Consider the following 20,167-nt stretch of genomic DNA (forward strand, 5'->3'; position numbering starts at 1 on the left):
CGGCGGTTGCGGCCGAAGATTCGACGAGCGCATCAGGTGGCAGTCTTGCGATAGCCGATGTCGTGGCCGCATTCATAGCGGCCGCTCGGATCATGATTGCGCAATTCGTAGACCCGCTGCCATGTGCTCTCCCACGCGCCTTCGGCGGTCAGACAGGTCCGGGTTCCGTCAGCATCGATGTTGATCACCTTCCAGATTAGAAGCGCCACGCAGGCGAAAGAATCGAAAAATGCATCCAGAAACGAGGTGAACCAGCCGGAGTCCATGCCCATATGGCGGAACTCCGGTTCGTGCGCAGAACTCACCAGGCCCCAGGGGCAGCCCGGTCCGAAGCCGTGCTCACAATAGGCGATCTCGGCACCGGATTGTGCATCGCGAAGCACGAACCAGCAGGGATATTGCTCCCCCGGTTGGCCATAGTCCCAATCGCGCAGCACCATGTGAGGTGCGACGAGCATGCCGCGGATATGCGAGAGCACACGCTTGTCGGACAGCTCAGCCAATTCCCCTTCGATCAAGCTCTCCAGGCGTTCGGGAACGGTCGACATCAGCCGTGTATCCAGGACTCATTCAGCGGATGCTGCTGGCCTTCACCTGAACGGCCGCAGCTTCATGTGCCGGTTGGCGTCCTTGTAGAGCAGGTAGCGGAAGCGGCCGGGGCCACCGGCGTAGCAGGCCTGCGGGCAGAAGGCGCGCAGCCACATGAAGTCGCCGGCCTCGACCTCGACCCAGTCGCGGTTGAGCTTGTAGACCGCCTTTCCCTCGAGCACATAGAGCCCGTGCTCCATCACATGCGTCTCCAGGAACGGGATCACGGCGCCGGGCTCGAAGGTGACGATGTTGACGTGCATGTCGTGGCGAACGTCGAGCGGATCGACGAAGCGCGTGGTGGCCCAGCGGCCCTGCGTCTCCGGCATCGCGGCAGGGGCGATCGTCGCCTCGTTGGTGACGAAGGCCTCGGGCACGGCGATGCCGGGAACGGCCTCATAGGCCTTGCGGATCCAGTGGAAGGTCGCGGGCGCCTGGCTGTCGTTGCGCATCGTCCACTTGCAGGACGGCGGCAGGAAGGCGTAGCCGCCATGGCCCAGGCGATGCTCTTTGCCGGCGATGGTGAGCATGATCTCGCCTGACACCACGAACAGCACGCCCTCGGCCTCCGGATCCGGCTCGGGCTGGGCGCTGCCGCCGCCGGGCGAGACCTCGACGATGTATTGCGAGAACGTTTCCGAGAAGCCGGAGAGGGGACGCGCGATCACCCAGGTTCGCGTCTTGTCCCAGAACGGCAGCGCCGAGGTGACGATGTCGCGCATCACGCCCTTCGGGATGACGGCATACGCCTCGGTGAACACGGCGCGGCCGGTCAGCAGGTCGGTCTGCGGCGGGTGGCCGCCCTGCGGGACGAAATAGTTCGGCTTGTCCATCATCGTCTCTCCTGCGCGCGGATCGTCGATCTCGCGCGCCCACATTCAAGGGATGCTCAAATACAGCGGCTCATCGAGCCACAGCTCCTCGAGATTGTCCGGGCTCATGCGATCGACCACCATGAAGCGCGAGGCCTCGTCGAACACCAGCAGCGGATGGTGCCAGACGTTGCGGGCGTAGTTCACGCCCTGGCGGCCGCTCGCCGTGAAGGCCCGGTAGCTCGCGGGATTGCGCGGGTCGGCGCAGACCAGCACCAGCCAGGGGCGGTCCTGCAGCGGCATGAACAGCTGGGTGCCGAGCGGATGCCGCTCCATCAGCTTGATCTCTATCGGCAGCGGCCGCGGCCTGGCCTCGAACAGGCTGATGTTCACGGCCGCGCCACCGGAGGTCACGTCGATGGCGGCCAGCCCGTTGCAGCGGTGGGCGAAGCCCTGGTTGATCTCGATCGTCTCGGCGCCGTCGGTCTCGACAACGTCGCCGAAGGCAGCGAACGCTGCCTTCGTCAGCGGCTGCGGCGTGAGCTTATGCATTCCGGGTCCGTGCGGCTCAGATCGCTTCGCCGCGTGCCGACGCGGCGGCATCGCGGATCGCGGCGATGTTGCTGCGATAGGCCTCTGTCGTGCCACCCTTGAACACGGCCGAGCCCGCGACGAAGGCGTTGGCGCCGGCCGCGGCCAGCGCGCCGGCATTGTCGCGGCCCACGCCGCCGTCGACCTCGATGTCGATCGGCCGGCCCGCGGTCATCGCGCGGAGATCCTGCACCTTGCCGATCGCCGAGGCGATGAACGCCTGGCCCCCGAAGCCGGGGTTGACCGACATGATCAGCACGAGGTCGACGAGGTCGAGCACGTATTCGATCACGTTGAGCGGCGTCGACGGGTTGAGCGAAACGCCGGCCTTCTTGCCGAGCGCGCGGATCGCCTGCAGCGAGCGATGCAGATGCGGTCCGGCCTCGGCGTGCACCGTGATGTGGTCGCAGCCGGCCTTGGCGAAGGCCTCGAGATAGGGATCGCACGGCGTGATCATCAAATGCGCGTCGAAGATCTTGGTGGTGTGTGGGCGCAGCGCCTTGATGACATCCGGGCCATAGGAAATGTTCGGGACGAAATGCCCGTCCATGACGTCGAGATGGATCCAGTCGGCCCCGGCGGCATCGACGGCGCGCACCTCTTCGCCGAGCTTGGAGAAATCCGACGCCAGGATCGATGGCGCGATGACGAGCGGACGCGGCGTGAAGGACTGGGTCATGGGCGGCTGTTCCAGGACGATCGGGGATGTCGCCGTATCATGCAGGGCCGGCTGCGGCAACGCGAGCGGGAAAAATCTGCCGGGCACGGCACGATCTGCCGGGTTCAGGCCACCGTAACATCGCGAAATATCTGGACATATCAGCGGTTTGGCGCTGGCATGGGGATTGCGACGGCGGTGGGAAGATGTTCTGCCGCCGCGTGGGCGGCCTTGCGGGAGTTTCGCCATGTGGTTTGCACTGGGGGCCGCCTCGTCGGTCCTGGACAGCCTGCAGTCGCTCGGCTCGACCAAGTCGGGCTCCGGCAAGTCGGGCGGCGGTCCGTTCAGCCTCGACACCAAGGGGGCGAGCGGCTCCGGCAATTTCAGCCCGTGGTCGAGCGCGGGCGGCAGCAGCAGCTCGGGGCAGATCGCGCCGGAGACCATGAGCGCGCTGCTCGCAGCGCAGAGCCAGTCGGGCGCGTCGTCGAGCGCAAGCTCATCGACCAATCCGCTGCAGGACCTGTTCTCGCAGATCGACGGCGATGGCGATGGTCAGATCAGCAAATCGGAGTTCGAGAGCGCGCTCGGCGCCGGCGGCACCAACGTCGCCAATGCCGACAAGGTGTTCGGCAAGCTGGATACGAACGGCGACGGCAATGTCAGCCTCGACGAGCTGTCCTCGGCGCTGCAGGGCGCCAAGGGGCGACGTGGCCACCATCATCACCAGGAGGCGGGCGGGAGCGGCGGCTCGGGCACCTCATCCAGCGCGGGCGCAGATGCGCTGATGCAGGCGCTGTCGGGCGCCTCGAGTTCCTCGTCCACCAACAGCGACGGCTCGACCACGACCACCATCACCTATGCCGACGGCTCCAAGGTGACGCTGACGACGCCGGCAGCCACAACCGCGTCTAACGCTGCGACCTCGTCCTACAACATGATCGAGAAGCTGATCCAGCGGCAGTCCAACATGCTGTCGGCCTCCACGTCTTCAACGACCGCGGTCAGCGCGTAAGCTCAACTGCCGAAGCGGCCTTGCCAGGACGGCAGCGCGCCGGCGAACGGCAGCGGGCTCGCGTGATAGACGCCGCGGGCGATCGCGCGCGCCAGGACGTTGGCCGCGACCATGCCGAGCTCACTCAGCTCGACCAGCGGCTCGATCGGCCTGGTGCAGGTCGCGGCCGCGAACACGATGTCGCCGTCGAGCGGCAGATGCACCGGATAGATCGCGCGCGCCATGCCGGTCTGCGCCATCATCGCGAGCCGCTTGGCCTGCGCCTTAGTCAGGATGGCATCGGTCACGACGAGGCTGATCGTCGTGTTCTCGGAGGCCGATGCTGCCGGGCCGCCCTTGATGCGCATCGCCAGCATGTCCGGCGTGAAGGCGGCCGGCAGGCCGCGGCCGCCGAACTCGCCGTCGATCTCGTACGGTGCCGCCCAGAACCAGGGACCGTCGCCGACAGTGACGCTGCCGACCGCATTCACCACAACAATGGCCGCAACCTTGATGCCGCCTGTCGTCGTCGCCGACGCCGAGCCGAGCCCGCCCTGCAGGTTGGCCGTGGTGGCGCCGAGCCCGGCACCGACGCTGCCGAGCGCGAAGGTCGTGCTGGCCGCCGCCGCGGCCGCGTAGCCGAGCTCGCGATACGGCGCGTAGCGGCCCCAGGCCTTGTTGCCGCCGTTCAAGAGGTCGAACACGATCGCGCCGGGGACGATCGGGATCAGCGCGTCGCGCACGGCAAAGCCGCGCCCCTGTTCCGCCAGCCAGGCCTGAATGCCGCTCGCGGCCTCGAGCCCGAACGCCGAGCCTCCCGACAGGGCAATGCCGTCGACCCGTTCCACCGTATTCGCAGGATCGAGCAGCGCATCCTCGCGCACCCCGGGTCCGCCGCCACGGATGTCGATCGCGGCGACCGCCGGCTGATCGAACAGGATCGCGGTCACGCCGGAAGCGAGCGCGGCGTCATGGGCATGGCCTACGCGTACGCCGGGGATGTCGGTGAGGAGATTCTGCACGATCGTCCCTCGCTGCAGATGATGATGCCGGATGGATAGCGCGGCCGGCGCGAGGCCTCAATGCAGGAGGGCACGCGCCTCGGCGCTGGTATGAGCGCCCCGCTTGCGTCCCGCGGGCGCGAGGGGGGGGGGAAGCGACATCCGGGTCTCACGTGCCGCGCCGGTAGGCCCGGATGTCGCTTACGCCGATCCGGGCGCGTGCTTCAGCGCTCCAGCGCGATACGGATCATGCGGGCCAGCTCTGGCTTCCGGTAAGGCTTGGGCAGCAGCAGCACGCCGGCGTCGAGGCGGCCGTGGTGCACGATCGCGTTCTCGGTATAGCCCGAGGTGAACAGCGTCCGCAGCGCCGGCCGCCGCACCCGCGCGGCGTCGGCGAGCTGGCGGCCGTTCATGGCGCCGGGCATGATGACGTCGGTGAACAGCAGGTCGATCTCCGGATGGCGCTCGAGCACGTCGAGCGCCTCGGCGGCATTGGCTGCAGCCAGGGTGGTGTAGCCGAGGCTGCCGACCTGGGCGATCACGTGCTGGCGTACCAGCGGATCGTCCTCCACGATCAGGATCGTCTCATTGCCGCCGCGCGCGTCTGGCGCCTGCAAGCCCGCGCTGGCCGCCGAAGCGGACGCCGAGCGCGGCAGATACAGCTTGATCGAGGTGTCGTGGCCGACCTCGCTGTAGATCTTGATGTGGCCGCCGGACTGCTTGACGAAACCGAACACCATGCTGAGGCCGAGCCCCGTGCCCTTGCCGGTGCCCTTGGTCGAGAAGAACGGATCGAACACCTTCTCGAGATAGGCCGGCGGAATGCCACAGCCGGTGTCGCTCACGGCGATCATCACGTAGTCACCGACGATGACCTCGCTATGGACGTCGGCATAGTCCCGGTCGAGCGTGACGTTCGCTGTCTCCAGCGTGAGCTTGCCGCCCTGCGGCATCGCATCACGCGCATTGAGCGCGAGATTGATGACCGCGGTGGCGAGCTGGTTCGGATCGGCGAGCGCAGTGCAGGGATCGGCGTCAAGGATACGCTCGATCTCGATCTGCGCGCCGAGCGTCGGCTGCAGCAAGGCTGCGGTCTCGTTCAACAGCGCGTTGACGTCGAGATCCGTCGGCTGCAGCGGCTGCTTGCGGGCGAAGGCCAGCAACTGCCGCGTGAGCTGCGCGCCGCGGTCGGCGGAGTCGTCGATCAGCTTGGCGACGGAGGCGAGCTCCGGCCGGTCGGACACGGCGTCGGCAAGAATGCCGATGCTGCCGGTGATGACGGTGAGGATGTTGTTGAAGTCGTGGGCGACGCCGCCGGTGAGCTGACCGACCGCCTCCATCTTCTGCGCCTGGCGGAACTGCGCCTCGGCCGCGCGCTTCTCGGTGAGGTCGCGGCCGACGAAGAAGTGGCGCTGCACCGGCTCCGACCAGCTCGCCATCCAGTTCAGGACGACGCCGCGGCCTTCCTTGTGCATGAGCTGCGCCTCGAAATTACGGACGTCGCGGCCGCGGCGGCAGGCGCGCATCTGGCTACGGACCGCCTCGAGCTCGGGCGGATAGACGAAGTCGCTGGCATTGCGGCCGACCATCTCCTCCGGCCGGTAGCCGAGCACGTCCAGCGCGCTCGGGCTGACCTGCATCAATTGTCCGTAGGAGTTGGCAACCAGGATCAGGTCCTGCGAGGTCTCGAAGATGCGGCGGCGCTCCTCGGTCTCACGGGTCAGGGCGGTTCGGGTGCGCTTGCTCTCGGTGATGTCGTGCGCCACCTTCGAGGCGCCGATGATCACACCATGCGCGTCGAGGATCGGCGACACGCCGAGCGATACTTCGATCTCGCGGCCGTCCTTGTGGCGGCGGATCGTCTCGTGATGCTCGATCTTCTCGCCGCCGCCGATCCGGCTCAGGATGCGATCGACTTCGCTGCGCCGTTCGGCGGGCACGATCAGGCCGGCGTCGTTGCCAAGCGCCTCGTCTGCGCCGTATCCGAACAGGTGTTCGGCGGCGCGATTCCAGGACGTGATCTTGCCCTGCAGCGTCAGCGTGATGATGGCGTCGTTGGAGGATTCCACCACAGCGCTGAACAGCCGCTCCCGCGCGATGAAGCGTGCCCGCTCGCTTTCGCTCTGCCGGCGCTGCTGCTGCAGCAGCCGCGTGAGCCTCGTCTGCAGCCTGACATTGTCGGCGAGCAGGACGCCGAGGACGAAGCTCGCTGCCAGCAAACCATAGATGCGGCCCGCATAGTAGCCGAGGTCGAACCGGGCGGCGTTGAGCAGCGAGGAGAGCGAGAGATCGAACAGCCAAGCGCACAGCACCACCATGACCCAGAGGTCGAGAATGCTGTGCGGCCTGCGCAACGCCAGGACGAGCAGGGCAGCCGATGTTACGCACCAGATGGCGCCGACCACGATCTTCAAAGCCGGAGTGGCAGCGTCATCGCGGACGAGCGCAGGCAGCGCCGTATCATGGGCGATCACCGCCCAGGTGAGTGCCGCAAGTGCAATCGCCACGCCGAGCACGGCGACCGAGAGAGACAGCGCAACCGACCCAACGGGCGCCGGACGGAGACGGTCGTGCAGCGCATAGACCAGAACGAACAAGGGGAACGCGCCGTGCCAGATCATGTAGACCCAGGCTGCGGTCTGCGGCCCTGCATCGAGCAGGCCGGTCTGAGAATACAGGCCTGGGAACACCAGCGTGTGCAGCAGCGAGGCCGGCGCGGTAAACAGGTAACCGCAGGCCAACCACAGCAACGGTCGCGAGCGAAGCAGCACGAACTGGGAGAACAGCAGGAACGCGGTGATGAGATCGTTCAGCGCCAGCGCCGACTGGTAGCTCGCGACGAACGCAGGCACCGGCGGCAACTGCACCTTGGCAAAGGGAGCGGCGGCGGCAAACAGCAAGGTCGAGATCGCAACCGCGGCGAGTGCTGCGATTTGGTCTCGGCGCGTCGCGGTGGACGTCGACAGGAGGACTTCGCGATGATCCTTGATGCTCTGCATCTCCAAGGGTCCTGCGCAACAGAGCCGACTTGCAAGCGGGCAGGTTTACAGCTGATGCGCGAAGAAAATCACTATTCTAATGAAGGTTGTATGGTACCAGATCGGATCGTTCTGTAGAATGAGTCAATAGTTGGAGTAACCGCACCTTTACCGCAAATGAGATAAATATACTCATAGTTGTGTCCGATTTCTTTCTACGTTGTAGGCTGTCCAACGGAAAAATTCTGGAGAAGTTGATGCCACGGATTCTGGTGGTCGACGATCAGAAGGATGTGCGCGCCATGATCTGTATGGTGCTGCGCGTCAATCAGTTCGACGTGGTCGAAGCGGGAACCGCTGCGTCCGGACTGCAGTTGTTCCGCGATCAGGCATTCGATGCCGTCATCGTCGACATCTATCTCGATGATTCCAACGGGCTCGATCTGGTCAGCAGTATGCGCGCGCTGGTTCCCGACGTTCCGGTGGTCGCCGTCTCCGGCATGACTGCCTTCGATGGCGCGTCGATGTCGGACGAGCTGACCCGTGTCGTTTACCTGCAGAAACCGTTCCGCCCGGCCGAGCTGATGCGTGCCGTTGAAACGGCCCGTGCAGCAGTGGCGGCGAAGGGGGCCCCATCGCTTTCGGCCTGTGCCGGCTGAGCCGGTCTGTTCCTCTGTACGACGTGGTTCCCCACGGTGGGCGGGCCTCAACGACGAACCAAGCGCTCAGCAGAACGCCCCGGTCCAGGACCGGGGCGTTTGTATTTTGCTGATGATGATCGAGACGGTCAGGAGTTCTATCAGGAGCCCTTGCCGCCGAGCTCGGCGTAGCCGCCCTTGGCGTCCCACTTGTAGACGACGTAGTCGATCTGCTTGATGTCGCCCTTGGCGTCGAAGCCGAGCTTGCCCAGCACCGTGTCCCACTCGCCGGCCTTGATGGTGTCCATCACCTTCTTGGCGTCGGTGGTGTTGGCCTTCTTGACGGCCTGCGACCAGACCTGGATCGCGGCGTAGGTGTAGAGCGTATAGCCCTCGGGATCGATGTTCTTGGCCTTGAACTTGTCCACGATCGCCTTCGCGCTCGGCTTGTTGCGCGGCTCGGGGCCGAAGGTGAACAGCGTGCCTTCCGCGGCCGGACCGGTGATCGAAGCGAACTCCTTGTCGTTCATCGCGTCGCCCGCCATCAGGATGGTCTTGAGGCCCTGGTCGCGCATCTGGCGCAGGATGAGGCCGGCTTCCTGATGATAGCCGCCGACATAGACGAGATCGATGTTGTCACGCTTCAAGCGGGAGACGATGGCGTTGAAGTCCTTGTCGCCCTTGTTGTAGGACTCGAACATCTTCTCGGTGACGCCGGCCTTGTTCAGCGCCTTCTTGGTCTCGTCGGCGAGACCCTTGCCGTAGGTGGTCTTGTCGTTGAGGATCGCGATGTTCTTGCCCTTGAAGTTCTTCGCGATGTAGTTTGCGGCAACGAGACCCTGCTGGTCGTCACGGCCGCAGACGCGCGCCACGTTCCACAGCTTGCGCTCGGTGAACAGCGGGTTGGTCGAGGCCGGCGTGATCTGCAGCACGTTGCTGTCGGCATAGGCCTCGGAGGCCGGGATCGACGACGACGAGCAGAAATGGCCGGCGACGAACGGAATGCCGGAGCCGGCGAGCTTTTCGGCAACCGAACGCGCCTGCTTCGGATCGCAGGCATCGTCACCGACCTGCAGTGCGAGCTTCTTGCCGAGCACGCCACCGGCGGCATTGAGGTCGGCGACCGCCATCTCGGCGCCGTTCTGCATCTGGCGGCCGAAGGCCGATTCACTGCCGGTCATCGGGCCGGCCACGGCGATGTTGATGTCTTCGGCGAAGGCAGCAGTCGAGAGCGCCAGCGATGCGCCCAGAGCCAAGCCGATGAGTTTGAGTGGTTTCATGAGAAATCCTCGCGGGGGTAGGTCGACACGGAACGGCCCGAACGGCGGGCCGCAGACCGCGCGCATTGTGGCTGATTTTCCGGCGAAGTCACCGGCAATTTTTGACCACACCTACGAAGGACTAAGGCCATTCTGGCCGCGTTTTGAGGGCCCGCCTCAGTGGCGGCCGCCCTCCAGATAGGCAGCGCGGATCTCCGGTCGCTGCAGCAGCTCGGTGCCGGTGCCCGACAGCGTAATCAGGCCGTTGACCAGCACATAGCCGCGATGGGCGAGCTTCAGCGCGTGATTGGCGTTCTGCTCGACGATCAGCACGGTCAGACCGTCCTGGCGGTTGAGTGTCCGAATGGCGTCGAAAATCTGGCGGGCGATCAGCGGCGCCAAGCCGAGCGAGGGCTCATCCAGAAGCAGCAGGCGCGGCCGGCTCATCAGCGCGCGTCCGATCGCCAGCATCTGCTGCTCGCCACCGGATAGCGTGCCGCCGCGCTGGTCGACGCGCTCCTTCAGGCGCGGAAACAGGGCGAAGACGCGCTCCAGCGTGCTTGCCCGCTCCGCGTCGGTCGTCTCGCCGGCGTCGGCGCCCATCTGCAGGTTTTCCGCCACGCTCATGCGCGGAAAGATGCGGCGTCCCTCCGGCGACTGCGCGATGCGCAGCCGCGCGATCTGATGCGTCGGCACCTGTGTGATGTCGTTGCCGTCGTAGACGATGTTGCCGGAGCTTGCGCGCGGGCGGCCGAAGATCGACATCATCAGCGTCGACTTGCCGGCGCCGTTGGCGCCGATCAGCGCGACGATCTCGCCCGGCTTGATGTCGAGATCGACGCCCTTCAGCGCTTCGATCTTGCCGTAGGACGCGCGCAGATTGCGGATCGCGAGCAGGGACGCACTCACGCCTCGGCCTCCATCACGGCTGCGGCCTCTTCCTCGTCGGTGCCGAGATAGGCGGCGATGACCTTCGGATCGTCGCGGATCTCGCGCGGCGTGCCCTCGGCGATCTTGACGCCGTAGTCCATCACGACGACGCGGTCGGAGATTTCCATCACGACGCTCATGTCGTGCTCGATCAGCAGGATCGACGTGGCGTGATCGGCCCGGATCGACAGCAGCAACTCGCTGAGGGCCGCACTCTCGCGCGCGTTGAGGCCGGCGGCCGGTTCGTCGAGGCAGAGCAGGGCCGGCGAGGTGCACATCGCGCGCGCGATCTCCAGCCGACGCTGGTCGCCATAGGCGAGATTGCCGGCCGCGTCGTCGGCGCGGTCGATCAGCCCGACGCGCTTCAGCCAGAACACGGCCGCATCGATCGCGTTCCGCTCGGCCGCGCGCCACGAGGGCACGCCGAGCAGCCCGAGCACCGTCATGCCGGACGCGCGCATCAGCGCGTTGTGCTGCGCGACCATCAGGTTCTCGAGCGCCGTCATGCCCGGAAACAGCCGGATGTTCTGGAACGTCCGCGCCACCTTGGCCTGCTTGGAGATGTTGAAGTCCTTCAGCTTCTGCATCTCGAACTGCGCGCCGTCATCATGGGTCAGGCGGATGACGCCGGAGGTCGGCTTGTAGAAGCCGGTGATGCAGTTGAACACGGTGGTCTTGCCGGCGCCGTTGGGGCCGATCAGGGCCGTGATCTGCGTGCGTTGCGCGGTGAACGACAGCGCATTGACGGCGACGATGCCGCCGAAGCGCATGGTGAGGTTTTCGAGTGCGAGAATGGGAGCGGAGCTCATCCGTGGCCTTCCTTGACGAGGTCCGAAGAGATGCTCTTGGATTTTTCCAGGAATACGGTCGGCGCGCGATGGCCGACAATGCCGCGCGGCCGCCAGATCATCACCAGCACCATGGCGAGACCGAACACCAGCATGCGGTAGCCCTCGAGGCTTCTGAACAGCTCGAAGCCGCCGATCATGGCGAGCGCCGCCAGCGCCACGCCGAGCTGCGACCCCATGCCGCCGAGCACGACGATGGCGAGCACCAGCGCCGATTCCTGGAAGGTGAAGGATTCCGGGCTGATGAAGCCCTGGCGCGTGGCGAAGAAGGCGCCGGCGAAACCGCCGAACATCGCGCCGGTCGCAAATGCGGTCAGCTTGGTGGTGGTGATGTTGATGCCGAGCGCGCGGCAGGCGACCTCGTCCTCGCGCAGCGCTTCCCAGGCCCGGCCGATCGGCAGCCGGCGCAGCCGGATGGTGACCCAGTTGGTCAGGAGTGCCAGCGCCAGGATCAGATAGAACAGAAAAACGATGCGATGCGTCGGCGAGAACGGGATGCCGAGCATCGATGCAAGGCCGCCTTCGCCCGGTGCGAGCGGAATGCCGAACAACGTCGGTCGCGGAATCCCGGAGACGCCGTTGGGACCGCCGGTCACGTCCTGCCAGTTGATGAGGACGAGGCGGATGATCTCGCCAAAGGCCAGGGTGACGATGGCGAGGTAGTCGCCGCGCAGCCGCAGCACCGGAAAGCCGAGCAGCACGCCCCAGAAGGCGGCGAGAATGCCGGCGAGCGGCAGGCAGACCCAGAACGACAGGCCGAAGGTGGTCGAGAGCAGGCCGTAGGAATAGGCGCCGACGGCGTAGAACGCGACGTAGCCGAGGTCGAGCAGGCCGGCGAGACCGACCACGACGTTGAGGCCCCAACCCAGCATGACGTAGGTGAGGACCAAAATGCCGAGGTCGAGAATGTAACGCTGATTGTAGAAGATCACCGGCACCAGCAAGGTGAAGATCAGCAGCGCCGGCGCGAGATAGCGACCGGCTACGGACATGCCGCTCCGCACGGACGGCGGCACGAAGCTGCCGAGGCCGCCGCGCGGTCCGAGCCACAGCCGCAGCAGTTCGACCGCGATCGAGCCGACGAACACCGCCACAACCAGGCTGGCGAGGTCGCCGAAGCGGGTCCAGTATACGAGCTGGCCGCTCTGACCCGCTTCGGTGCGGATGCCGACCATCAGGGAGAACAGACCGAGAGCGACCAGTGCGCTGAGAAAGGCCTTCTTGAGGATGAAGGCGGCTCCGACCGGTTCGGAGCCTTTCGACGAGGCGGGAAGGGACGCGCTCACGCGGACTCCATCTTCAGACTTTTTCGACTTCGGGCCGGCCGAGCAGGCCGGTTGGCAGGAAGATCAGCACCACGATCAGGATCGAGAATGCCGCGACGTCCTTGTACTCCACCGAAAAATAGGCCGACCAGAACGTCTCGATCAGTCCGATCGCGAGGCCTCCGAGCATCGCGCCCGGCAGCGAGCCAATGCCGCCGAGCACCGCCGCCGTGAACGCCTTGATGCCGGCGACGAAGCCCATGAAGAAATCGACCAGGCCGTAATACAGCAGGTACATCATGCCGGCGACGGCCGCGAGCGCCGCGCCGATCACGAAGGTCATCGAGATGGTGCGGTCGACGTCGACGCCGAGCAGTGCCGCCATGGTCTGATCCTGCTCGCAGGCGCGCATGTCGCGGCCGAGCCGCGTGCGGGATACCAGCCAGGTGAACAGCGCGAGCAGAACGATGGTGGTGATGACCACCACGATCTGGATGTTGGAGAGCTGGACGACGAAGCCGCCCGCGCCCTCGTGCAGCGTGTAGCCGCCGGTGATGATCGGCGGCACCGGCTTGACGCGCGCGCCCTGCGACACCTGCGAATAGTTGGTGAGCACGAACGACATGCCGATGGCGGACAGCATCGGCGCCAGGCGGAACGAGTGCCGCAGCGGGCGATAGGCGATGCGTTCGATGGTCCAGCCATAGAGCGCCGTGATGGCCATCGACACCAGCAGCACGATCAGCAGGATCACCGGAACCGCAGTCAGGCCCAGCGACACCAGGACCAGGAAGCAGATCAGCGCGATGAAGCCGCCGATCATGAAGATGTCGCCATGGGCGAAATTGATCATGCCGACGATGCCGTAGACCATGGTGTAGCCGATGGCGATCAGGCCGTAGATCGAGCCAAGGACGAGGCCGTTGATGAGCTGTTGCGCGAAATAATCCATGAACTGCCGTGAGTGAGACTGCCGATACCGGTTCGCAACGCGGCGGGGGCCTTGTAGAGCGGGTGCCGGTATGCCTGGAGACGCACCCGCGCCCAAGGCGACGCGTGCGGCAGTACTAACAGTTCGGAACCGGGTGCCGCAACAGCGTGCAGTGCCACAATTGCGGGCTTATCCCGCCTCCTTTGATGGCGCGGTTCCCCTGCCTTCCTCGGGGCCGGCCGTCGCCATCAAATGACCGCTTGGGAACCCAGCACGTAGCGCCGAAAAGGAGGGTTCTCGCACTGGTTGCTGGCGCCGCTATATGCCGCTACCGCTGTCTTCCGTCGAACCAGGCACTTTTGCCATCAGCTTCGACTGGAGCCTGACCAAGGCGTCGCGCAGCCGTGTCGCCTCATCATACCGGGTTTCCCGAGCCACCATGCCAGAAAACGGATCTTTCACCATGGTCTCGGCGGCCTGGGCAAGACGGCGCATCGGCGTCACCACCCATTTCGCGGCGAAATTGAGCAGCACCAGGATCGAGAACACGCCACCGGCAACGTTGAACCAAAACGAGCGCACAAGCTGGCGGGTCGGCACCATCGCGGCAACGGCGTCCTGCCGGATCAGAAGGGACCAGCCGAAGCTCGGCAGATCGGCGTACTTCACGGTGGGGAACGTGAGGGTGAAATAATCCTTGCCGTCGGGCCATCGCTCGATGAGCGCGACCGAGGCCCCGCGGCTTGCGGCCTGCGCCGAGCCGATCGTCAGTTGCTTGCCGACGAGATCCGGCGGGCCGAACAGCACGATGCTCTCGCGCGACAGCAACACCAGATCGATGTCGCGCGACGCCAGCGCCGCGACGGATTCGATCACCCATTTCCAATCGATCTGGGCCCCGATGACGCCGGCGGGGGCGCCGTCGTGCACGAGCGGAGCCGACATGGCGATCAAGCGGTCCGGTCCCGAAGCGGCCTGCAACATCCGGCCCAGGGCCTCTGATTCGCGATCATCGACCGCCGTCGGCACCCCGAGTCCATGCCGGAACCAGCGCAGGTCGGCGACGTTTTGTCCTTCCAGCATCCGGTCCTTGCTCGCGATGACCTTGCCGCCGGAGTCGGCGATGCCGAGCCAGGCATAGCGCGGCTGGAACTGGCTCACGAACTGGATCTGCCGGCGCGCCTCGGCGACGTCGGCGGGGTCGATGATCGCGGCGAGCCGCGACACGTCGCTCCACGTGCCGTACAACTGTCGCGCCAGCAGGTTTGCGCTGAGCTCACCGCGCGTCCTCAGCTGCTCGATCGCGAGCTCCTCGCCGCGCCGCTGCAGCGACGCCGAATAGAGGATGGCAACGGCCAGCGCCGTCACGACGATCAGTGTCGTGCCGCCGAGGAACACCGCTGTCTGTAAGCTCCACCGTCGCCTCGTCATTGTCTTCTCCTCAATCGGCCACGGCTCGCGCGATTTCTTTCAGCATGCGGCCGAGATCGCCGCTGTCGGCGCCGGGCACTCCGCTCGCGGTGTGCAGCCGCTCGATGATCTGGGCGCGCTGCTGCGGCGTCACCGCAAATATGAGCCGGTAGCCGTCGTTCGTCGGAGCCGCGACCTTGGTTGGGATATCGCCGATCAGGGGCAGGGTGAGCGTGCCGATGGCGCCGGTCGCAAGGCCGACCGGACCGCTGACGCGTGCGCCGCCGGGGCCGAGATTGACGATCCAGCCGCGTTGCGGCTCGCCGTCGACCGTCAGGGTTATCGGCTCGACGATCTGGCGTTGCGGCCGGTTGTAGCGTGGACGGTCGATGCACACGGCGATCGCCACCGACAGCACCAGAATGTTGTAGATCGTCCAGAACATCACGACGATGACGCCGTCTCCCGCGGTCCCCGTGGTATTGAAGACGAAATCGGACGTCAGCGACACGATCATGCCACCGATCGTCAGCGCCATCAGGATCAGGAAGGGCCGCATCAGCGGCCATTGGACAATGATCTTGGCGCGATCGCCGCCCTTGGCGGTCACTGAGAATTTGTGCGGACCGGGGGAGAGCAGGCCGAGAGCGGCGGCGCGGAGCACGGGCCAGGCGGCGACGATCTGCGAGACATCGTTGACGATCGGAATGAACAGTCCCTTGGACAGCCAGTTCAGCGTGTACATGATCGAGAGATAATAGGGGCCGTAATACCGGATGATGTCGGCGATCGAGGCGTTCACCACCGTCACCCCGCCCCACCAGTAGAGCAGTGGACAGATCAGCGCGGCGAGGCGGAACGGATAGGTCGACGTCCAGTAGAGCAGCGAGTCGAGCACGCTGAGCCGGTGGAAGAAATCGAGACCATGGGAGCCGAATGGATTGTAGACGTTGCGCACGATCTGCATGAGGCCGAGGCACCAGCGACCGCGCTGCGTGACGTATTCCGCAAGGCCTTCCGGCGCCAATCCCTCCGACAACGCCTCGTTCAGGTACACGGTCTGGTAGCCGTGCGCGGACAGGCGCAGCGTGAGCAGGAAATCCTCGGTGACGCTCTCGGTCGGCACGCCGCCGATCATCTCCACGGCGGAGACGCGGAATATCGAGGAGGTGCCGCAGCACATTGCGATGCCCCAGGCGTCGCGCGCCGGCTCGACGTTGTCGAAGAAGTGGCGCTGCTCGTCGGGATAGGACGCGCCGATGCCGAGATTGTGCTGGATCGGGTCCGGGTTGAAGAAGTGCTGGGGCGTCTGTACGAGGCCGACAGCCGGATCGTGGAACAACGCGAGCGTCCGCTCGACGAAGTCGAGATGAGGCACGAAGTCGGCGTCGAGAACGGCGACGAACTCCGGCCGGTCCGCATCCGCCGCGCGCAGCCGCAAGGCATTGTTGATGTTGCCGGCCTTGGCGTGCGACTTGTCGGTGCGGGCGACATAGCCGATGCCGTGCTCGGTGCAGTAATCCCGGAGCCAGGCGCGGCTGCCGTCGTCGAGGACGAAGACGCGCAATGCCGCATAGGTGATCGCCCTGGCGCCGACGATGGTTCGCTCCAGGACCTCGAGCTGCTCGTTGTAGGTGGTGATGAAGATGTCGACCCGAGGCGGCGGCCTCGGAAGCCACCAGCCGGCATGGCGATCAGCCTCCGTCGTCCGCTCCTTGGTCCTGGTCAGGATCAGGAAGGCGAAGGACGACGAAACAACGGTGAGCGCTTCGAGAATGGCGAAGCCCCAGCTGAGGATCCCATCCGGCGTGAGGCCGGGCGGAGCAAGGGTCTCGGTGAAGCGCCAGGCGACATAGCGCCAGGCCAGCAGGATCGAGCCGCTGAGGAGCAGGGTCCGCCAGTACCATATCTTCGGGTCCAGGAGAGGCAACGCCAGGACGCGCAGCCCTACGATGATCGCAACGACTGCGAACGCGGACAGGAATGGTGACAGCGTCGGCATCAGTAGCCGTACCGGGCGACGAAGCCGCGCAATGCCGCGATCGGTCCGCTGGTGAAGATCACCCGGCCGGTGCGCCCTATGGCGCAGGACAGATCCGGCTGCTTGGCGAGATCTGGCACCGCAACGGTGACGTCGAAGCGCTGCAAGTGCTGCGGCGTCGGGCCGACGGCGAGATTGGCGTAGAGTTGCGAGGCGCCCGAGCCGCCGAGACGTGTCACCGTCCCATCGAATATCCGGTCGTCTCCGAACAGACGGAACTGCACCGGGGCGCCGATCGACAGACGGGCGTAGAGACTTTCGGGAACGCTCGCGGTCACCACGAGACTGTTGCAGTCCACCAGCTTGACGAGATCCTGACCGCGACGGGCATATTCGCCATCGTCGACGAGGAAATCCCAGGCCATGCCCAGGACGCGGGCCCTCAGCGTCGCCGAGGTCAGCCGGTTGATCCGGACGCGTTCGGCGTTGATCTGCTGCTCGTATTGGACCAGGCGGGATTGGATCTGCTGCTCGTCCACGGCAAGTTCGGCGAGGCGCAGGTCGAGCTCGTGAATGCGCTGCATCGAGAACGGCACGTCGTTGTAGGAGTCGCCGATGAAGACCCCCGATTGCGCGGAGCCGAGCTCGGTCTCGACATAGTTGCTGCGCTGTTTCGCGCTTTCCAAATCCTGCTTGGCGATATCGAGCGAGGCGCTGGCCTGGTCGAGGCCGGCGACCGTCTGGACCCCGCGTTCCTTCAGCTCGTTGGCCCGCGTGAAGGTGAGATCCGCGAGCTTCAGCCGGGCGGCCGCGGCATCCTCCGCCGCCTTGGCCTCGGCGATGCGTGCCGCGATCTGGCGGACGCGGCCGGTCTTGTAGTTGGCCGACTGGGCCGCGAAGGCGGCCCGCGCCTGCTCGAGCGCCGAACGCTGCGCCGGAACCCGCTTGAGCGCGATCTTCTGCTCGTCACGGTCGCGCTCGAGATTGAGCAGGCGCGTGGTGTCGAACCGGTCGTCGACGATCTCGGCCATGAGTTCCCCGGCGTTGACCCTGGCGCCGATATTGCTCACCCCCAGCGTCACGCGGCCTTCGATCGGCGCGCGCACGACGTAAAGCCGGGCATTGACGGTCGCGTCGCCTGAAGTTCCGGCGAAATGCTCGCCGACCAGGATGTAGAGGCCGCCGGCGAGCAGGAGGATGCCGATGAATATCCGAGCCAGTCTCATGCAGTACTCCCGCTCGGCGGCTGCTTGCCGCATCACGATCGAGCTGTGCGAAACGCAGCAGCGCTCGTCTTAAGATAGTATCACATTGTCTAGCTACTTTGACGATAGTCAAAAGGAACGATGGCGCGGCGCACATAATTGCGGTGCAGCGGCCATCGACGCGATCGGACTGCCGGCGCTCGATCGTGACCCCGATGCAGGCGTCGGTTACGGCGATCATTCAGCGGAGCAGCCGCATCGCGGTGCTGAAGACAAAGCGGGCGCGCAATGTCGGATACGATGCAGACGTTCGAGGAGGCATTGATGGCCGGGAAGGCCGTTGTCACGCGGGAAGTCGAGGCCTGATCGGCGAGGTCATCGGCACGGTCTCTTGGACGGTGACCGTTAATGGATCGCGCCCGTCGCCACCCTGTTAAGGTAAACGAATGGTTTAAATTGCCGGGCGCGTTTGCCGGGCGTTAGCTCGTCTGGAAATCGGCCGGACGGGCAGTTGATGGGATGCAAAGGTGGGCGTGACATGATCAAGGATTGCGTGATCAGGAATTGGCGGCTCAGCTGCGTCAACGGTGTGCTGCTGGCGCTCTATTTCGTGCCCGCCTGGACCATCATCGCGTTTCAGATCATGGTGTCGCCGATCCAGGGGTTGTTCGCGCGGCCGAATATCGCGGTGGCCTTGTTCATCAGCGACCACCTGCAGCTGTCGGGCATCGAGACGGTTCGCGCCGCCTGGCTGCTTGCGCTGGCGCGACTGACGGTCGCAGGCTTCTTCGCGATGTTCCTGGTGCTGATCCTGGTTCCGCGGGTGCGAAAGGTGGCCGGCTATGTCGAGGCGCTGTCGATCGGGCTCGGCTTCGGCAGCATGCTCGCCTTCTTCAGCATGATCATGGCTGCCAAAGTCGGGGAGCCCCAGGCGTTGCGTCTGCATGCCACGGAACTCCTGATGCTGCTCGGCACGGCCATCGTCATGCTGGTGGAGAAGCCGACGACGCAAGCCTCGCCGTCTTCCGCATCCGCTTCGCCGAAGATGGAGCCCACGGCGACGCCGTCGCCGCAGCAGGCATGACGCCCCGATCCATCTCGGTGCATCAGTGCTGGGTCAGAAAGCCCAGCACGGCATCGTTGAACTGGCCCGCCGCTTCGACATTCGAGATGTGCGCGGCATCGACGATGGTCATGCTGGCGCCGGGGATGCGGCTGCGGATTGCTTCGGCCATCGCGATCGGCGTCGATTTGTCGTAGCGGCCGGCCACGACGAGGGTCGGGCTCTTGATGGCCGGCAGATCCTCACGCAGGTCCAGGGCACGCAGCGCCGCGCAGCAGGCAAGATAGCCGCCGACAGGGGTGGCCACGAGCATTGCCTTCATCCGGTCGGCGACATCAGGATTGTGATCACGAAACTCCTGCGTCAGCCAGCCAGCGATGACCGTGTCGGCGATTCCAGCGAGTCCGCTGTCCTCGACCGCCTTGATGCGGACGTCCCAGATTGCCGGATCGGGGTAGTAGCAGGTGGTGTTGGCGAGCACGAGCTTGCCGATGCGTTCAGGAGCATGGGCGGCGAGCCACTGCCCGACCATGCCGCCCATCGACACGCCGCACCAGTGCACCTTTTCGATGTTGAGGTCATCGAGAATCGCCAGCGCATCGCGGCCGAATCGCTCGATCGAGTAGGGCCCGGGCGGCACTTGCGACTTGCCATGACCGCGCCGGTCATAGCGGATCACGCGGAACACCTGCGTGAAGGCGCGCATCTGCGGCTCCCACATCTGCAGCGTCGAGCCGAGCGAGTTCGAGAGCATCAGGGTCGGCCCGCCGTCGCGGCCCTCGACGGTGACATTCAACAGACAGCCGTCGGCATCGATCATCGGCATGGGCGGAATCCTTGTCGCAGGCGGCCGCGCCGCCGGAGGAATCGTGCAGATTTGATGGCGAACTAACCACCGCCGCCGCCGTCTGCCAATCAAAACCCGACGGCGGCGAGGTCCGGAATGCTGCGGTGCCCGGCTTTTCTGCAACGCTTCCGGGCGCTGCTCGCCCTTCCTTTTGGGCGTTCGGTGCTTTAC

At 65.6% G+C, this 20,167-nt stretch carries 18 protein-coding genes; 3 read left to right on the forward strand and 15 right to left on the reverse strand.

Features of this window, described 5'->3' with window-relative positions:
* Window positions 1-32: 32 nt before the first annotated feature.
* The 4 genes from QX041_RS02955 to rpe are packed head-to-tail and all read right to left on the reverse strand — an operon-like array spanning window position 33 to window position 2,670.
* On the reverse strand, window positions 33-548 hold the full coding sequence (locus tag QX041_RS02955; protein WP_315714782.1) for a hypothetical protein: 516 nt from the start codon (window positions 546-548) through the stop codon (window positions 33-35).
* 42 nt (window positions 549-590) lie between these two features.
* On the reverse strand, window positions 591-1,421 hold the full coding sequence (locus tag QX041_RS02960; RefSeq protein WP_315750015.1) for a bifunctional allantoicase/(S)-ureidoglycine aminohydrolase: 831 nt from the start codon (window positions 1,419-1,421) through the stop codon (window positions 591-593).
* Between the two features lie 45 nt (window positions 1,422-1,466).
* Window positions 1,467-1,952: an ureidoglycolate lyase gene (locus tag QX041_RS02965; RefSeq protein ID WP_315749353.1), complete on the reverse strand. Its 486-nt coding sequence runs from the start codon at window positions 1,950-1,952 to the stop codon at window positions 1,467-1,469.
* Window positions 1,953-1,968: 16 nt separating this feature from the next.
* On the reverse strand, window positions 1,969-2,670 hold the full coding sequence (rpe, locus tag QX041_RS02970) for a ribulose-phosphate 3-epimerase (protein WP_315719397.1): 702 nt from the start codon (window positions 2,668-2,670) through the stop codon (window positions 1,969-1,971).
* Between the two features lie 226 nt (window positions 2,671-2,896).
* On the opposite strand from rpe, the gene QX041_RS02975 reads away from it, so the two are divergent.
* Entirely contained in the window at window positions 2,897-3,661 is a 765-nt protein-coding gene (locus tag QX041_RS02975; RefSeq protein WP_315749355.1) for an EF-hand domain-containing protein, read from the forward strand.
* Window positions 3,662-3,663: 2 nt separating this feature from the next.
* Here QX041_RS02975 and QX041_RS02980 read toward each other — a convergent pair whose 3' ends face one another.
* Entirely contained in the window at window positions 3,664-4,662 is a 999-nt protein-coding gene (locus tag QX041_RS02980) for a P1 family peptidase (protein WP_316164448.1), read from the reverse strand.
* Window positions 4,663-4,865: 203 nt separating this feature from the next.
* A complete protein-coding gene (locus QX041_RS02985; protein WP_316164449.1) occupies window positions 4,866-7,640 on the reverse strand; it encodes a PAS domain S-box protein in 2,775 nt (924 codons plus the stop codon).
* A 236-nt stretch (window positions 7,641-7,876) separates the two neighbouring features.
* On the opposite strand from QX041_RS02985, the gene QX041_RS02990 reads away from it, so the two are divergent.
* Window positions 7,877-8,278, forward strand: coding sequence for a response regulator (locus QX041_RS02990; RefSeq protein WP_315750016.1), 402 nt, complete (start codon window positions 7,877-7,879; stop codon window positions 8,276-8,278).
* A gap of 140 nt (window positions 8,279-8,418) precedes the next feature.
* Here QX041_RS02990 and QX041_RS02995 read toward each other — a convergent pair whose 3' ends face one another.
* From QX041_RS02995 to QX041_RS03030, 8 genes are all read right to left on the reverse strand, one after another.
* Window positions 8,419-9,537, reverse strand: a complete 1,119-nt coding sequence (locus tag QX041_RS02995; protein WP_315714776.1) for a branched-chain amino acid ABC transporter substrate-binding protein — start codon at window positions 9,535-9,537, stop codon at window positions 8,419-8,421.
* 156 nt (window positions 9,538-9,693) lie between these two features.
* Window positions 9,694-10,425, reverse strand: a complete 732-nt coding sequence (locus QX041_RS03000) for an ABC transporter ATP-binding protein (protein ID WP_315749359.1) — start codon at window positions 10,423-10,425, stop codon at window positions 9,694-9,696.
* Window positions 10,422-11,255, reverse strand: a complete 834-nt coding sequence (locus QX041_RS03005) for an ABC transporter ATP-binding protein (RefSeq protein ID WP_315714774.1) — start codon at window positions 11,253-11,255, stop codon at window positions 10,422-10,424. Before QX041_RS03005 ends, QX041_RS03000 begins: the two co-directional genes overlap by 4 nt.
* Window positions 11,252-12,580, reverse strand: a complete 1,329-nt coding sequence (gene livM, locus QX041_RS03010; RefSeq protein WP_315714773.1) for a high-affinity branched-chain amino acid ABC transporter permease LivM — start codon at window positions 12,578-12,580, stop codon at window positions 11,252-11,254. Before livM ends, QX041_RS03005 begins: the two co-directional genes overlap by 4 nt.
* 13 nt (window positions 12,581-12,593) lie before the next feature.
* Window positions 12,594-13,511, reverse strand: coding sequence for an ABC transporter permease subunit (locus QX041_RS03015; RefSeq protein ID WP_315714772.1), 918 nt, complete (start codon window positions 13,509-13,511; stop codon window positions 12,594-12,596).
* 297 nt (window positions 13,512-13,808) lie between these two features.
* Complete coding sequence (locus tag QX041_RS03020; protein WP_315714771.1) at window positions 13,809-14,888, reverse strand: hypothetical protein; 1,080 nt, start codon at window positions 14,886-14,888, stop codon at window positions 13,809-13,811.
* Window positions 14,889-14,931: 43 nt separating this feature from the next.
* Window positions 14,932-16,902: a glycosyltransferase gene (locus QX041_RS03025; protein ID WP_316164450.1), complete on the reverse strand. Its 1,971-nt coding sequence runs from the start codon at window positions 16,900-16,902 to the stop codon at window positions 14,932-14,934.
* Window positions 16,902-18,107, reverse strand: a complete 1,206-nt coding sequence (locus tag QX041_RS03030; RefSeq protein WP_316164451.1) for an HlyD family secretion protein — start codon at window positions 18,105-18,107, stop codon at window positions 16,902-16,904. Before QX041_RS03030 ends, QX041_RS03025 begins: the two co-directional genes overlap by 1 nt.
* Before the next feature lie 517 nt (window positions 18,108-18,624).
* Here QX041_RS03030 and QX041_RS03035 point away from each other — a divergent pair.
* The gene (locus QX041_RS03035; protein WP_315714767.1) at window positions 18,625-19,170 is read left to right on the forward strand and encodes a hypothetical protein; all 546 of its coding nucleotides are present in this window, start codon (window positions 18,625-18,627) and stop codon (window positions 19,168-19,170) included.
* Window positions 19,171-19,192: 22 nt separating this feature from the next.
* On the opposite strand, the gene pcaD is transcribed toward QX041_RS03035, so the two are convergent.
* Window positions 19,193-19,975: a 3-oxoadipate enol-lactonase gene (gene pcaD / locus QX041_RS03040; protein ID WP_316164452.1), complete on the reverse strand. Its 783-nt coding sequence runs from the start codon at window positions 19,973-19,975 to the stop codon at window positions 19,193-19,195.
* Window positions 19,976-20,167: the final 192 nt, after the last annotated feature.

This window comes from Bradyrhizobium sp. SZCCHNRI2009, from assembly GCF_032485115.1.
GTDB lineage: Bacteria > Pseudomonadota > Alphaproteobacteria > Rhizobiales > Xanthobacteraceae > Bradyrhizobium.